The sequence below is a fragment of the Parasynechococcus sp. genome (assembly GCF_042954245.1).
Classification (GTDB): domain Bacteria; phylum Cyanobacteriota; class Cyanobacteriia; order PCC-6307; family Cyanobiaceae; genus Parasynechococcus.
Window position 1 is genome coordinate 1 of record NZ_JBGKDP010000145.1, and the last position, 11,892, is coordinate 11,892.

The window sequence follows — 11,892 nt, forward strand, 5'->3', positions numbered from 1 at the left end:
CGCCGTCAGCAACAGGACAACGGCACGGTGTGAGAGCCCAGTCAGAACCTGCAGTCTGACGGCTCATTTGAAGGTGGTGACCCGGAACCCACGCCTGCCCTGAGCATCCCGTGTGGCTGCTCCCTTCCGGTCCTGACCAGATTTGGGCGTCAGAGCCGCATGGGCCCGAATCGGTAGAATGCTAGCAATGAGCCCCCGAAGGGTTCTGAAGCTGCATGCGTCCTTCTGATCTGACCCGCTTCAAACAGAAGGGCCAACCCATCGCCGTGCTCACCGCTTGGGACAGCCTCTCTGCGGCTCTGGCCGAAGCCGCCGGTGCAGATGTGCTGCTGATCGGTGATTCACTGGCGATGGTGGCGCTGGGCCATGCCACAACTCTCCCGGTGAGTCTGGACCAAATGCTCCATCACACCCAGGCTGTTGCACGGGGATTGACGACCATGCCGGCCGATCAGCCCCTGCTGGTCTGTGACCTGCCCTTCCTCAGCTACCAATGTGGCGAAGACCGCGCCGTGGCAGCTGCAGGGCGCCTGCTGAAAGAGTCCAGCGCTGCGGCGGTGAAATTGGAGGGAGCGGAACCCGAAGTCGTCGCCGTGATCGACCGTTTGGTGCGCATGGGCATTCCTGTGATGGGACATCTGGGCCTCACCCCCCAGGCCGTGCATCGTTTGGGTTACCGCCGCCAGGCCACGGACGCCATCAGCCAAGAACGCCTGATCGAGCAGGCGTGCACCCTCGAGCAGAAGGGCTGCTTCTCGTTGGTGCTTGAACATGTTCCATCGGAGCTAGCGTGCCGGGTGCAGCAGGTCCTGACCATCCCGGTCATCGGCATCGGAGCAGGTGACGGCTGCGACGGACAAGTGCGCGTCACGGCAGACCTGCTGGGACTTACCGCCAAACAACCTCCCTTCAGCCCAGCGCTCGTGGATGGCCGCCGCTTGTTCATCGACGCGTTGAAGGGTTGGGTTCACCAGACCCGGAACCACACTCCTCCCACCACAGAATCACCTCAATCAGCACCTGATTGCTGAGAGCCATGCCCTCGGGGTCGGTGAGGCACCAACGGCCTGCCCGCCGCTGCAGCCATCCACGCTCAACGAACGGTTGCCAACGTCGAACCAGGGCATCGGCATCAAGACCTTGAAGGGTCACTCCTTCCCGGCGCCGCAGACCCACTAGCAATTGATCATCCACGGGGAGACCAGCCGCGGCGAGTGGTTCCTCAAGAGGGTTATCCAGCCATGCCGCATAGGCAACGCGGGTGCGGGGTCGCGCCAAACGCACTCCCCAGGGTGCTGATGTCGCTCCCATGCCAAATCCCCACCAACCGGCACCACTCCAATACACCCGGTTGTGACGGGAGGCATGACCCGGACGGGCGTGATTGGAAATCTCGTAGCGGCTGAGGCCGGCAGCCGCCAGCCGTTGCGTGGTTTGCTGCATCAGCGCAACGGCAAGGTCGTCCTCCGGCAGCTTCAACAGGCCAAGCGAGCGTTGGCGATCAAACACCGTGCCCGGTTCCACCGAAAGGTCGTAGATCGAGAGATGTGGGGCCTGACTGGCAATGGCCTGATCCAACTGCGTATCCCACCCGGCCAGGGTCTGGCCCGGGAGGTTCTGGATGAGATCGAGACTCCAGGACCGGAGCGCGCCATCGCGCCAAGCCTGAAGCAACCAGTCGATCGCCGCATGGAGGTCGCTCTGGCGGTGCCGACGCCCCAGCTGTTGGAGCACCGCGTCATCAAAGCTCTGCCCTCCCAGGCTGATGCGATTCACGCCATGGGCCAGTACAGAGGCCAACTGCGTGGAATCAAAGGTGGCCGGATCCATCTCCAGGGTGATTTCCGCACCCGGTTGAAGACCAAATTTGTTGGCCAAGGCATCGAGCAGTGCTCCGATCTGATCAGGGCACAACAGCGATGGCGTCCCCCCGCCGATGTACACCGTGGATAGGGGCGGACCGCTTGGGGCAGAGGCGATTTCCCGATGCAGCAGGCTCAGGTACTCACGGATCGAGCGACTGCCAGGTCCCTGGTCGGCGCGGGCTTGGTCCCCCAGGGGAACAACGGCGAAATCGCAGTAGTAACAGCGCCGGTGGCAGAAGGGAATGTGGAGGTAGACGCTGCGGGGCGGGATGGGATAAGGCATGCTTCTGGCATCCGGATCGAGCTACCACGACCTAAACCCATGGTGGATCCGCTCATCCTGCTTCTGTTTTTGGTTTCCGGTGCAGCTGCCGGGTGGATGGGGATTCACTTGCTGCCCGACGGCCTGGTGAGTGCAACCACCAATGCTGAACAATTGCGTCTCCAGCTCAGCGCAGCTGGCGGTGGCATTGGCTTGATCGCAGGCCTGGTGTTCAAAAAGCTGCGGGTGCGCCTGATGCAACAGGTGCGCACCATGCCCACCGATTTGCTGGTGAGCCGGGCTGTCGGCCTGATCCTGGGGCTGCTGGTGGCCAACCTGCTGCTGCTGCCCGTTCTGCTGCTTCCGTTCTCCGGGGGAATTGTTCTGCTCAAACCCCTTCTGGCGGTGGTGAGCAACGTCTTTTTTGGAATCCTGGGAAGCAACCTGGCGGAAGTTCACGGCCGCACACTGCTGCGCCTGTTCAATCCCGCCAGCACGGAGGCGTTGCTGGTGGCCGATGGGGTGCTGACCCCCGCCACAGCCAAGATCCTGGACACCAGCGTGATCATCGATGGCCGGATCCGCGGCATGCTCGCCTGCGGATTGCTGGAAGGGCAGGTGATCGTTGCTGAATCGGTGATCGGTGAGATGCAGCAGCTGTCGGATTCCACTAACATCGAAAAGCGGGCTAAGGGCCGACGTGGCCTGAAGCTGCTGAAGGATCTGCGGGAAACCTACGGGCGGCGGTTGGTGATCAACAGCACCCGTTACGACGGCAAGGGAACGGACGACCGACTGCTGCAGTTGGCGTCTGACACCGGCGGCACGCTGGTGACCGCAGACTTCAACCTGGCGCAGGTTGCCCAGGTCAAAGACCTGAAGGTGATGAATCTGAGTGAGCTGGTGATCGCTTTGCGGCCTGAAGTGCAACCCGGCGACGAGCTCAAACTCAAGATCGTGCGTGAGGGCAAGGAGGACAGCCAGGGTGTCGGTTACCTCGATGACGGAACGATGGTGGTGGTCAACGAGGCGAAATCGCTGATCGGCCAACGCAAACCGGTGGTGGTGACCGGTGCCCTGCAAACACCAACCGGGCGCATGGTGTTTGCGCGGTTAGACGAGAACGATGCATCAACCGACACCAAGCCTTCAACCAAATCGAAAAGTCAGGGAAAACCGGCCAAAACCAGCAACCGCAAGCCCGCTGACCCCGGCTAGGCTCGCCCCACCGCGATGGTGGAGATGACAACTTCGGCCCCGTACTACGGCGACAGCACCGTAATGCGCACACCACCACCTGACCTTCCGTCACTCCTGCTCAAAGAGCGGATCGTCTACTTGGGCTTGCCCTTGTTCTCTGACGACGACGCCAAGCGTCAGATGGGCATCGACGTGACTGAGCTGATTATTGCTCAGCTGCTCTATCTGGAGTTCGACAACCCAGAGACGCCGATCTACTTCTATATCAATTCCACAGGCACCAGCTGGTACTCGGGTGATGCCATTGGCTTTGAGACTGAAGCCTTCGCCATCTGCGACACCCTCCGCTATGTGAAGCCTCCGGTGCACACCATCTGCATCGGCCAGGCCATGGGCACGGCGGCGGTGATCCTTTCGGCAGGAACTAAAGGTCAACGGGCCGCATTGCCTCACTCCTCCATCGTTTTGCACCAGCCCCGCAGCGGCGCCCGCGGCCAGGCGACGGACATCCAGATCCGGGCCAAAGAAGTGCTGCATAACAAGCAGGCGATGCTGGAAATCCTCTCCACCAACACAGGTCGTTCTATGAAGGAGCTGAGCAAGGACTCAGACCGGATGAGCTACCTGACGCCTCAACAAGCCGTTGAGTACGGACTGATCGACCGCGTGCTCTCCAGCCGTAAAGACCTGCCTGGCAATCCCCCCGTCTGACCGACGGCATCAGATCCAACCCTCCTGCACCTCTTTCTTCAACGTTCTGAACCATGCCGATCGGTACCCCCAGCGTTCCCTACCGCCTGCCCGGCAGCCAGATGGAGCGATGGGTCGACATCTACACCCGTCTCGGGGTGGAGAGGATCCTCTTCCTTGGCTCTGAGGTCAATGACGGCATCGCCAACAGCCTGGTGGCCCAGATGCTCTATCTCGACTCGGAAGACAGCAGCAAGCCGATCTACCTCTACATCAACTCCCCCGGTGGCTCCGTCACGGCTGGACTGGCGATCTACGACACCATCCAGTACGTCAAAAGCGAGGTGGTGACCATCTGCGTTGGCCTTGCTGCATCCATGGGCGCCTTTCTTCTCGCCGCTGGCACCAAGGGCAAGCGGGTCGCTCTACCCCACAGCCGGATCATGATTCACCAGCCCCTCGGCGGCACCAGCCGTCGCCAGGCCAGTGACATCGAAATCGAAGCACGGGAGATCCTGCGGATGAAGGAGATGCTGAATCGCTCCCTCGCCGACATGAGTGGCCAGAGCTTCGAGAAGATCGAGAAGGACACCGACCGGGACTACTTCCTCAGTGCCGAAGAAGCCAAGGAGTACGGCCTGATCGATCGCGTCATCTCCCATCCGAACGAGGCCTGAACCGAACGGGGCAGGCCGCTGCGTAAACTCATCCACTGCAGTGTTCCGCAAGCCCGCCCCGGATGGCCCAGCTCTTTTACGACTCCGACGCCGATCTCGGTCTGCTGAACACCAAGACCGTGGCCATCATTGGTTATGGCTCTCAGGGTCATGCCCACGCTCTGAACCTGAAGGATTCAGGCGTGAACGTGGTTGTGGGCCTCTATGACGGCAGCCGTTCCGCGGAGAAAGCCAAGGCCGATGGTCTTGAAGTGCTGAGCGTGGCCGATGCTTCAGCCAAGGCTGACTGGATCATGGTCTTGCTGCCCGACGAATTCCAGAAGGACGTCTACAAGAATGAAATCGCACCCCACCTGAGTGCAGGCAAGGTGCTCAGCTTCGCCCACGGCTTCAACATCCGTTTCGAGCTGATCAAGCCTCCCGCTGATGTGGATGTGGTGATGATCGCCCCGAAGGGCCCTGGCCACACCGTGCGTTGGGAGTATCAGAACGGCCAGGGTGTGCCCGCCTTGTTCGCCATCGAACAGGACGCCTCCGGAAACGCCCGCGGCATGGCGATGGCCTATGCCAAGGGAATCGGTGGCACCCGTGCCGGCATCCTTGAGACCAATTTCAAGGAAGAGACCGAAACCGACCTGTTCGGTGAGCAGGCTGTGCTGTGTGGCGGTCTGTCCGAACTCGTGAAGGCTGGTTTCGAGACCCTGGTGGAAGCGGGTTACCAGCCCGAATTGGCTTACTTCGAGTGCCTGCACGAGGTGAAGCTGATTGTGGATCTGATGGTGAAGGGAGGACTGACCTCCATGCGCGATTCGATCTCCAACACCGCGGAGTACGGCGACTACGTCAGCGGCCCCCGTCTGATCACCGCCGACACCAAGGCCGAGATGAAGCGCATTCTGGCTGACATCCAGGACGGTACCTTTGCCAAGAACTTCGTGGCCGAATGCGAAGCCGGCAAGCCAGAGATGAAGAAGGTGCGCGACCGTGACTCTCAGCATCCGATCGAGAAAGTAGGCAAAGGCCTGCGCTCGATGTTCAGCTGGTTGAAGGACGCCTGATTCAGCGCAAGCGCTGAACACCCGGTGGGATCAAACACCAGCACTCACCGCACCCCCCGCTCTGTTGCCCTAACGGTGCAGAGCGGGGATTTTTGTTGGTTTCTGGCCACGCCCCTCCCATGACCTCAGAAGCGATGGGAGGCCTGCTGGTGATTGGGGCAGCACTACTGGATCAGTTGATCGGTGACCCGCGCCGGTTGCTCCACCCCGTGGTGGTGATGGGGTGGAGCATTCAGCAGTTGCGCCATTGGGTCGAGCCATGGGCGGGGGACCATCCGATGAAGCTGCGGATCGGGGGAAGCCTGATCAGCCTGATCCTGGTGCTTGGCAGCGTCCTGACGGGCTGGTGTCTGGAGCGGCTGCTGTGGCTTCCATCCCCATGGGGATGGCTCAGCATTCCGATACTGACCCTGAGCCTCGCCAGCGCCCTGGCGGCTCGCAGCCTCAGGGACAGCGTGCTTGCGGTGCTGAATGCGCTGCCATCAGCGGCGGAGGGAGATCTCGATCCAGCCCGCCGGAACTTGGGCTGGATCGTGGGACGAGACGTTGAGAGCCTGGATCCCACGGGACTGCTCAGGGCCGCAGCTGAAACAGCCTCAGAAAATGCTGTTGATGGCGTGTTCGCACCGCTGTTCTGGATGGGGATCGGTGCACTGCTGTGGATGGTCATGCCCTCTGGCCCTGGTCCCCTGGCGCTGGCCTGGGGATTCAAGGCCAGCAGCACGCTGGATTCCATGCTTGGGTACCGCAGCGGCCGGCTGCGCTGGTTGGGGACAGCCGGCGCACGCCTCGATGATCTGCTCACCTGGCTGCCCTGTCGTCTGGTCATGCTGACGCTGCCCCTGATCTGCCCACCCTGGACGCAGTGGGTGCAACGGGTGCAAGCGGCAGAACGGGATGGCTCTGCGGATCCATCCCCCAATGCAGGTCGTTCGGAAGCGATTTACGCCCACTGCATCGGGATCCAACTTGGCGGCGAAAACAGGTATGGAGAGCGCTTGGTACAGAAACCTGTGCTTGGGGCTGGTCAACCAACTGCAAATGTGCATTTGGTCAGAGCTGTTCTGAAGGCATCAAGCCGGCTGGAGATCGTCTGGCTCAGTGTTCTTGGGATCATCCAATTGGCTATCACCCGCTGAGCACAAGTCAGTAAGCACCGCGATCCATCGGTAGGAGCAACACACCAAACGTGCGCAGGATGATGGCAAAGTCAAGACCAAACGAACGACCACGGGCATAGGCCAGATCAAGCTTGACCCGTTTCTTGTAACTCAAGTTGTTCCTGCCACTCACTTGCCAAAGGCCGGTCAACCCCGGGCGGACCGAGGCAACTTCATCCATATAAGGGCCATAACGAACGAGTTCCTTTTCCACGATTGGGCGTGGACCGACGACGCTCATCTCCCCACAAAGAACGTTTAAGAACTGCGGCAGCTCATCAAGACTCGAGCGGCGAAGGAAACGGCCGACGGGAGTGATTCGGGGATCACGTTTCAGCTTGAAATCACGCCCGAACTCAGCACGCAGCGAGGAATCTGCCTCCAGAACACGCGCAAGAACGGCATCCGCATCGGCCCGCATGGTGCGGAACTTGATGCAGCCAAAACGTTGGTAGCTCCGGCCCACCCGACGCTGGACGTAAAACACAGGCCCCGGCGAGCTGAGCTTCACCAATCCCGCCAGAACCAGCAACACCGGTGAACCGATGCTGAGTACGGCGAGAGAAAAAACAATGTCTCCGGTGCGCTTGAAGACTCGGCCCCAACGGTTCTGATGGCGAATCAGCGTGCCGGTCGACAGAACCGATGGCGGGGCTGAGATCAGCGCAAGGTGGGGCTTGCACCTGCAACGGCGAGCTGCACGCCCTGCGGTCTGAATCAAGGATGGCCGGGAGGCCGAGGTCAAAGGCTCAACATGGGACTCACCACACTCAACGTCACAGGCGCAGCCCTAGCATCTCCGCAGGGTCACTCGCTGCAACGGCACAGCCCCGCTGATGGGCGCTCCAAGCTGTTCGCAGAGCCGATTCAAAGCGCGCCGCGAAGGCTTCCGGCCTGAAGCGCTCGGCCCACCCACGAATGGCTTCTGCATCCAGAGAACGCCAAATCCGTTCTTGTTCAAACCACTCCACGGCCTGCACCAACGACTCCACGTTTTGTTCCGGGAACAGAACTCCTGTGGGCTCCCGGAGCCCGGCGGACGCACAACGCACCGTGTCCAACAAACCGCCCCGCCCCAACCCAATCACCGGCGCTCCGGACGCCATCGCTTCCACCGGGGCAATGCCGAAGTCCTCCAGGCCGGCATACACAAATGCCCGACAACGGGCCATGAGCTCTTCAACCTGCTGCTGGGACTGACGGCCGAGCAAGGTGACAGTGGGACCAGCCAGAGCTTCCAATCGGGCCCTCTCCGGACCATCCCCCACCACAAGCAGGGGTAGACCCAAGCGGTTGAAGGCTTCCACCACAAGATCCACCCGCTTGTAAGGGACCAAACGGCACAGGCAGAGGTAGACGTCGTCTCGATCTGCATTCCAGCGAAAGCGCTCCACCTCCACGGGGGGATGGATCACGTTGGCCTCCCTCCCCCAGTACTTGCGGATTCGACGCGCCGTGAATCGGGAGTTGGCAATGAGGTGATCCACCCGCTGAGCACTGAGTTGGTCCCATTGCCGCAGAGCATGCAACTGCCAGCGAATCAAAGGGCCTAGACCACTCCGAGCCAGCGCCGAACGCTGCAGATAAGCGTGCATCTGGTCCCAGGCGTAACGCACGGGTGTGTGCACGTAACTGATGTGGAGCTGATCCGGAGCCGTCAGCACACCCTTGGCCACCAGGTGGCTGCTGCTGATCACCAGCTCAGCGGCGCCGAGATCAATCTGTTCGATAGCAAAGGGCAACAGCGGCAGGTACTGCTGCACATGGCTGCGACCCCAAGGCAGGTGCTGAATCGGGCTGGTGAGGACGGATCGTCCGTGCAACCAACTGCCCGGTCGTCGAGATTCGGCGTCAATCAAGGCCGCCATCTGCGGCTCACAGCCGAGGCTGCACAGAAAGGAATCAACCTCTTGAACAACCTGCTCTGCACCACCGACAGAACGAAGTGAGAACCACTCATGAACCAGAGCGATGCGCTGCGGGAGGTGGTCCGAAGACGAGGACATCCCTCTGGAATGAAGAGAACGCTACGAAGTCTCTCAGCTCATTGCAGGAGCAGGCCAAGATCACGATGCTGGTGCACATGTCCAGCACGAACCTCACCATCAACATCCTCCTGGAGGAGGCGTTGAATGAACCGGACATCGGCACAACGCGCCGGTTCCGTTGGCATGCCACAGCGGTGGGTATTGCGGCACTTTGGATTGACAGCGCTCCGCCATCAACACCGCCCTTTGAGGACGCACTCAAAGAAGGGCTCAATGTGGGGCTCGACCTCAGCCGAGAGGAACGAGAATTTCATCAAGTTGAACAGGGACTGGTGCTTTTGTTCCACTCCTGAGCAGATCAAAAGAAGTTACTGAAAGGATTTGGACAGAAGCCATGCCCATAGCGCTCGCAAGAATGCGCATAGGAATAGAATACCTCCAGCATGCAAGATTACATCCGGCGACGCGAGAAGCGACGAAATGAGGGGGAGCAATAAGGGCCGTCGGGCTCGTCACATGATTGTGATCGTAGGTACATCGGGGTCTGGCAAAACGCAGTTGATCAAAAAACTGAGCACACCACACGATGCATTCACTTTAAAAGTCCTGAACCAACTAGGATGTGATCCGAATCAACGCCTGAAAAGCTCCATAATTGAACGAATGCAGCGACTGATGGATCCAGCCAATTGCAAGAAACGAAAAACACGAAAATTGCAACACTGCCTACTGCTTCATATCGATCTGACAAGCATCAATCACAACAACAATTTGAAGTGTTGCGAGAGATTTTGAAACGAACCAAACCGATCGACGCGATCACCCTTTACACCTCACCGAAAGGATGGCGACAAACGCATCTTTGATCGACTCCATACCGAGAACAAACCATCAATAAAAGCAGCACTGATTGCACTTTCAGCAAAAGCGAGCAATAGAATTTCTAATTTCCTGCATCACAGAGAATGCAAGAATGGTTAACAGAAACAACAGGCTACAAAGCGCGCAGATACTGTCTGATCAACACGTTTGACGAATCGTTTTTGCAATCAATACCTCATCAACAAAAGCTCAACATAGAAGGTGAGCTCAGATTGCTCAATCGCTCAGCATTGATTGATTCAAAATGGAGAGGATGTTCTTTGAGTTCGGTTCAAATAGGACCTTAAAGACGTTATTAGACGCTTTTCTGAAATCGCAGACAATATCCACCCACCCACTTCTTCGTAGGACCTCCTAGGACAACAAAAAAAAGACCCCTGGGTTCTCACCCTCAGAGGTCATCACGTCCCCTCGTTTGACGCTCCTTCACCCTCCTCCTGGTATTCTCACGTAAGGAGTGGGAGAACCGTCAGAGGAGGTGGTGAGGACCGCTCCTCGTTCGGTCGCCCGTAAGTAACAAGAAGGGGGGCGATATGCCCCCCTGAAGGTCCTTGAGACCTGGTTTGTCTCCTAATCGGTCTCTGACCTCATCCCTACTCTAAGGCGGTTCGGAGCACTAAGGCACGAGTGGAACTACCGCTCAGTTGCCGCCATTACAGAAGCGGACAGCTGTTGAGTTGGTCTTGCCCTCAGCGATGACCTCTTGGACACAATCGTTGAACGCTTTGCTCTCCTGCTTGACGGCACAGAGACCAAGAGCGATTGCTGCCAAGGAGATGGCGGAAACAACGGTGGCGGAGATTTGGATGACGCCGTAGGCGAGCATCGCTTTGTTTTTCCCGCCGCACTTGTTGGAGGTTTCCTTGTTGGCGTTCTCTTCGGTCATGGATGAAAAATGATTGAGGAAACGCTATGGACCCTGAATGTACCTTGAGGGCACATTTCTGATGGGATAACCGCCCTTCTGAGGTCCTCCACAAAAAACCCTGGGCGCCTATCCCCAGGGGTAATGAGTCTCACGACTCCGCTCCTCCACACTCCTCCTGGAAGAAGGGAATGACTAGGGAGCAAATAGGGAAGTTCGGGAGGGCACAAAAAAGGACCGGTATCCCTATCGGTCCTTCGGAAACTGAAAGTGCCGCGTGGAATGACGGTCCCAAGCGACGACCACCTTCTCCAATTCGGAGGTGGAACTGTGAATGCTCTGAGCGTTTTCCAAGAAAAGACCCAGGAGTGTTTGACCTCCTGGGTTTTTCGCTCTCATGCGATACGACCGGTCTAACACCGCTTGATGAGTATTTGTGCTTACGGCTTGCCGAACTTCTCAAGCATCCGCAGCAGCACCCCACGCATATTCCTTCAGAGGTTTCCATCCCCTGCGTTTGAAGGGACTTCCTCAACTGCTCTGCGGCGTCTTTACGCAAATACCGACGCTCCTTCAGCAACGGAGGTCTATCGGGTAGCAAGCGCCCATGGTCCAGGAGCACTTTTGGGTCTCTCACCCAGGCGCTCTCATCCCGCCAGAAGCGCCATATCCAACGGTCGTCGCCGTCTATCAACCATCCCTCTCTCATCACGCCACCTCCGGGCACCAACCCAACTCCGCCTCCCTACTGACCATCCAGTTGCGGCACCTCTTGGTGAGGTTCTCTCAGCGTGGAACCTGACGACGCTGAAAATCGCAGGTCAGCAACGTGTGGCAGTGCTGATCGCAAACATAAGAGAGGTGCTGGCAGGTCATACAGACGCAGGACGACCTGGTGCTCTTCAAATCATCAACGAAATCCCATTCTTCTTCCGCCATCGATCCCTCCTGATGAGTAGTTCATATGTTCTAGCCATGGTTCGCTGTCCCTTTCAAGAGGTGACCAGCAGAAAAATCAGAGCAAGGACCTTCCCATGCGTTTCAACCAATCTCTGTGCTCCTGAAACGCCGCATCAAACCGCCCGACCAACGCCCAGAAGTCCTTAGAGTGATTGAGACAGATCAGGTGGCACAACTCATGGACCACCACATAATTAGCAATGGCATGAGGTGCCTTGATGATGTTCCAGTTGAAGAGCAACTGACCTCGGGAATCGCACGACCCCCAGTGGGACTTGAAGAAGT

General features: G+C 58.7%; 13 protein-coding genes and 1 other RNA gene. 7 read left to right on the forward strand and 7 right to left on the reverse strand.

What is annotated here, in order from left to right:
• Positions 1-74 precede the first annotated feature (74 nt).
• Positions 75-172: signal recognition particle sRNA small type (gene ffs, locus ACGVJ8_RS06320), an RNA gene on the reverse strand.
• 43 nt (positions 173-215) lie between these two features.
• Here ffs and panB point away from each other — a divergent pair.
• Positions 216-1,031 carry a 3-methyl-2-oxobutanoate hydroxymethyltransferase gene (panB, locus tag ACGVJ8_RS06325; RefSeq protein ID WP_392346459.1) on the forward strand — a complete coding sequence of 272 codons (816 nt, stop codon included), beginning with the start codon at positions 216-218 and terminating at the stop codon, positions 1,029-1,031.
• Here the strand turns inward: panB and hemW are convergent.
• Positions 943-2,148 carry a radical SAM family heme chaperone HemW gene (gene hemW / locus ACGVJ8_RS06330; protein WP_392346461.1) on the reverse strand — a complete coding sequence of 402 codons (1,206 nt, stop codon included), beginning with the start codon at positions 2,146-2,148 and terminating at the stop codon, positions 943-945. The genes panB and hemW overlap by 89 nt on opposite strands.
• A 39-nt stretch (positions 2,149-2,187) precedes the next feature.
• Here hemW and ACGVJ8_RS06335 point away from each other — a divergent pair, with 39 nt between their 5' ends.
• The 5 genes from ACGVJ8_RS06335 (at position 2,188) to cbiB (ending at position 6,891) form a co-directional block, all read left to right on the forward strand.
• The gene (locus ACGVJ8_RS06335; RefSeq protein WP_392346463.1) at positions 2,188-3,345 is read left to right on the forward strand and encodes a PIN/TRAM domain-containing protein; all 1,158 of its coding nucleotides are present in this window, start codon (positions 2,188-2,190) and stop codon (positions 3,343-3,345) included.
• A gap of 24 nt (positions 3,346-3,369) precedes the next feature.
• A complete protein-coding gene (locus tag ACGVJ8_RS06340; RefSeq protein WP_392346465.1) occupies positions 3,370-4,038 on the forward strand; it encodes an ATP-dependent Clp protease proteolytic subunit in 669 nt (222 codons plus the stop codon).
• Between the two features lie 53 nt (positions 4,039-4,091).
• Positions 4,092-4,694, forward strand: coding sequence for an ATP-dependent Clp protease proteolytic subunit (locus ACGVJ8_RS06345; protein WP_006851781.1), 603 nt, complete (start codon positions 4,092-4,094; stop codon positions 4,692-4,694).
• Positions 4,695-4,756: 62 nt separating this feature from the next.
• Positions 4,757-5,752, forward strand: a complete 996-nt coding sequence (gene ilvC / locus ACGVJ8_RS06350) for a ketol-acid reductoisomerase (RefSeq protein ID WP_392346467.1) — start codon at positions 4,757-4,759, stop codon at positions 5,750-5,752.
• A 134-nt stretch (positions 5,753-5,886) separates the two neighbouring features.
• Positions 5,887-6,891, forward strand: coding sequence for an adenosylcobinamide-phosphate synthase CbiB (gene cbiB / locus ACGVJ8_RS06355; protein WP_392346469.1), 1,005 nt, complete (start codon positions 5,887-5,889; stop codon positions 6,889-6,891).
• A gap of 7 nt (positions 6,892-6,898) precedes the next feature.
• On the opposite strand, the gene ACGVJ8_RS06360 is transcribed toward cbiB, so the two are convergent.
• Positions 6,899-7,657, reverse strand: a complete 759-nt coding sequence (locus ACGVJ8_RS06360) for a sugar transferase (RefSeq protein ID WP_392346471.1) — start codon at positions 7,655-7,657, stop codon at positions 6,899-6,901.
• Positions 7,658-7,688: 31 nt separating this feature from the next.
• Positions 7,689-8,918, reverse strand: coding sequence for a glycosyltransferase (locus ACGVJ8_RS06365; RefSeq protein ID WP_392346473.1), 1,230 nt, complete (start codon positions 8,916-8,918; stop codon positions 7,689-7,691).
• Positions 8,919-8,983: 65 nt separating this feature from the next.
• Here ACGVJ8_RS06365 and ACGVJ8_RS06370 point away from each other — a divergent pair, with 65 nt between their 5' ends.
• A complete protein-coding gene (locus ACGVJ8_RS06370) occupies positions 8,984-9,253 on the forward strand; it encodes a hypothetical protein (RefSeq protein ID WP_392346481.1) in 270 nt (89 codons plus the stop codon).
• A gap of 1,169 nt (positions 9,254-10,422) precedes the next feature.
• Here the strand turns inward: ACGVJ8_RS06370 and ACGVJ8_RS06375 are convergent.
• The 3 genes from ACGVJ8_RS06375 to ACGVJ8_RS06385 all read right to left on the reverse strand — a co-directional run.
• Positions 10,423-10,668 carry a hypothetical protein gene (locus ACGVJ8_RS06375; RefSeq protein WP_392346475.1) on the reverse strand — a complete coding sequence of 82 codons (246 nt, stop codon included), beginning with the start codon at positions 10,666-10,668 and terminating at the stop codon, positions 10,423-10,425.
• A 130-nt stretch (positions 10,669-10,798) separates the two neighbouring features.
• Positions 10,799-11,356 carry a DUF1651 domain-containing protein gene (locus ACGVJ8_RS06380; RefSeq protein WP_392346477.1) on the reverse strand — a complete coding sequence of 186 codons (558 nt, stop codon included), beginning with the start codon at positions 11,354-11,356 and terminating at the stop codon, positions 10,799-10,801.
• A gap of 306 nt (positions 11,357-11,662) precedes the next feature.
• The coding region (locus ACGVJ8_RS06385) for a M48 family metallopeptidase (protein ID WP_392346479.1) at positions 11,663-11,892 on the reverse strand (230 nt) is incomplete at its 5' end.